Consider the following 3174-nt stretch of genomic DNA (forward strand, 5'->3'; position numbering starts at 1 on the left):
AGCACGGCTGGAGCGACGCACTGCCATCGGGTCAGTCGCTCAAAACAACACCCATAGCGATCATACCCGATGATACGCACGTGGTTAACACCAGTTGTGGGTAATGCATAGCGGCGCGGTAGAGGGGAGATGAGAGGTTTGATTCAGAGCTTTCTGATGCGGTAGACGTTGAGTTGGCTTATGTTTTTCGTCTACCATAAGCATTGTGGGAGAGGGAGACTATAGACCTCTGCCACGGTTTTCTGATGCGGTAGAAATCGCGTTATATCAATCCGGGATAAACGCTGCACCCGCGCCTGTAGGGGCGACGCATGCGTCGCCCCTACGACGACGCCGACCTCACCAGCACCTCGCAAATGAATACCTGGTATCGCTTCGATACGAGGATCACACCTGAACGATGCAGGTTGCTGCGCAGGATTTGGTGTTCGGACGTGGAACAGGCTGTCAGTCTGCGCTCATGCAATCCCTGCATCGGGGGCACGTACCGGTAGAGCTAAACGCTGCAACCGTGCCTGTAGGAGCGACGCATGCATCGCCCCTACGACGCTCACCGCCTCACCGACGGACATCTGGTACCGCGTCTGCCCACCCCTGAACTTTGCCCAAAGCGGGAGAGGTGAGGGGAAACTTGCCGACATCACACCTTAACCGCAGCTACCGTGGCTTCAATCGCGTCGGCGATGATCTGCACGATCTGATCGATCTGTTCGTAGGTGGTGACCAGCGGCGGCGCCAGGCAGATCGTGTCCCCCACGACACGGGTGAAGAGGCCGCGAGCAGTCATCTCTTTTTGGACGCGCACGCCGACGTTGGCACTGGCAGGGAAGGGCGCTTTGGTTGCAGTGTCTGCGACCAGTTCAATTCCGGCCATCATACCTTTACCTCGGACGTTCCCGACATGCGGTAGGGCGTACAGCTCTTGCAGTCGCCGCAGCATGTAATCACCAACTTCGGCGGCCCGCTGCACCAGTTCCTCGCGTTCAATGATGGCGATGTTGGCCAGGGCTACGGCACAGGCGGTCGGGTGGCCTGAATAGGTGAAGGCGTGCATCCAGCGCTGTTCGGGTGGCACCGACTGGATAACCTCGTAGATGCGGTCGCTCACGCCGATGCCACCGAGGGGAATGTAGCCCGATGTAATGCCCTTCGCGAACTGGGCAATATCCGGCTCGATTCCGTAGTGTTCCAGACCAAACCAGCGCCCGGTACGCCCAAAGCCGGTGATGACTTCATCGCTGATCAAGAGCACATCGTAGTAGTCGCAGATTTCGCGAACGCGCTTGAAGTAGTCGTCTTGTGGGGGAATGACGCCACCGGCCCCCTGCACCGGTTCAGCGATAAAGGCTGCAACCGTGTCCGGCCCTTCACGTACAATCGCCTCTTCGAGCAGGTTGGCTGCGGCCACCCCATCGCTCAGGTGCGGGGTAGGATTGACGAAGCGGTAGGGGTACGGCGACTCGATATGGATGAACCCCGGTACACGCGGCTCAAACATCGGCCAGTACGCGGGCAGGCCGGTAGCGCTCATCGCCGCTATGGTGACGCCATGATAGCCCTTCATGCGCGAAATGAACTTGACCTTCTCCGGCTTGCCGACCGCCTTCCAGTAGAAACGTGCGGTCTTGAACGAGCTTTCGGTGCTCTCGGCGCCGCCCGATGTGAAGAAGAAGTGGTTGATACTCGGATAGAAGAGTTCGCTGAGTTTCCGCGCCAGTTCAATTGCCGGCAGGTTCGTCGAGCCAACGTAAGCCGAGTAGTAGGCCAATTGCTTCATCTGGTTGCAGGCCGCTTCGGCCAGCTCGGCCCGACCATGGCCGACATTGACATTCCACAGTCCGCTCAGACCGTCAATATACTCGCGCCCCTCGGCATCAATCACTATCGAACCACGACCGGCAACCCAGATTTTCGGATTCTGGTGCGCCGTCGGGTGGGTGAGGGGGTGGATGAGATACTCATGGTCGGCCTGAAGCTGTTCTTGCAGGGTGTTCACGCGCTCCTCCTTATTGGGAATATCGGTGTTGATAGTTGGATTGTAGCGGAGAAGTGGAGAGACGGCAAGCTGTACCTGCGCGGCAGGTGGTACGCAGTAAATAGAGTACAATATCAGACAGACACATAGAGGTTGGAGACAGCTATGAGCTGGAGAAGACAGATCGAGTTGATCGAGGCGGCCCTGGCCGCCCCGTCGCCACCGTCGAGCGAGCTACTCGTGTTGCGTCGGCTCGACGGCACACCACTACGTCCGTTTCAGCCACCGCCGGGTGTAACCCCACGCGCATCGGCGGGGCTGCTCTTACTCATCACCCACGCCGACACCTTCCACATTCCGTTGACAGTCCGTTCGAGCCGAGTGACCACCCATCGCGGCGAGGTGTCGTTACCGGGAGGTGGAATTGATCCAACCGACAATGGGGTAGTAGGAGCGGCGCTACGCGAAGCTCAGGAAGAGATAGGTATCAATCCAACCCAGGTTGTTGTGATCGGTCAACTCTCGACGTTCTACATTCCGCCGAGTAATAACTATCTGACGCCAATCGTTGGCTTGTACCCAACCTCATTCGAGCCGCAGCCCGATCCCGAAGAGGTGGAACACGTCTTCACCGTCCCCCTGGCGACACTTCTCGATCCGGCCACGGTGCGCGAGGAGATTTGGGAGCGCAACGGTACGCCGATGCGGGTACCCTTTTTTGCCTTGAATGGGTACAAGGTATGGGGAGCAACTGCGCTGCTGCTGAGCGAATTTGTGGCGCGGTTGCGGCGCGTGGGGCAGGGATTGTCTGTCTGAACAACTCAGCCGGAGTGGGGAGATGGTTATCACGCAGGTCTGACATGAGATCGCAACTGACACTATGTATTGTTCAGGTTGTTGTGCTCATGCCAGAATACTACCAGGCGGGTCGGTAGTGAGCCACCGGTAGTTCGGCACAGACGCATAAACTGGTTCACGTCACGTACAGTTGTGTGCAGAGGCAGCACCAGCGTGATGGGTAGTCAGCGGGTGACGGGTGATACTACGACACAACCCCACCCTTGCCCGCCCCTGCTGGGCTATGCATTACCCACATGTCACGCTGCGTTATGACAGGCTGCCCGCGCTCCCCGCAGCGCGGGCTTCTAATCCACGTGTAGGCATCATCGCCACCGCCGGCAGGGGCTGGTCATTGCCGT

2 protein-coding genes are annotated in these 3174 nt (G+C 58.6%); one reads left to right on the plus strand and one right to left on the minus strand.

Annotated features, from left to right (window positions below):
* Nucleotides 1-640: 640 nt before the first annotated feature.
* A complete protein-coding gene (locus VAE55_RS06340; RefSeq protein WP_322814959.1) occupies nt 641-1996 on the minus strand; it encodes an aspartate aminotransferase family protein in 1356 nt (451 codons plus the stop codon).
* A gap of 144 nt (nt 1997-2140) precedes the next feature.
* Between VAE55_RS06340 and VAE55_RS06345 the strand changes: the two genes are divergently transcribed.
* Nucleotides 2141-2791: a CoA pyrophosphatase gene (locus VAE55_RS06345; RefSeq protein WP_322814960.1), complete on the plus strand. Its 651-nt coding sequence runs from the start codon at nt 2141-2143 to the stop codon at nt 2789-2791.
* Nucleotides 2792-3174 lie beyond the last annotated feature (383 nt).

This window comes from Chloroflexus sp. (assembly GCF_034432675.1).
Taxonomy (GTDB): domain Bacteria; phylum Chloroflexota; class Chloroflexia; order Chloroflexales; family Chloroflexaceae; genus Chloroflexus.

Bases quoted from the DNA above. Each gene is read 5' to 3' on its own strand.
- VAE55_RS06345 (WP_322814960.1), top strand. From the start codon at position 2,141: ATGAGCTGGAGAAGACAGATCGAGTTGATCGAGGCGGCCCTGGCCGCC.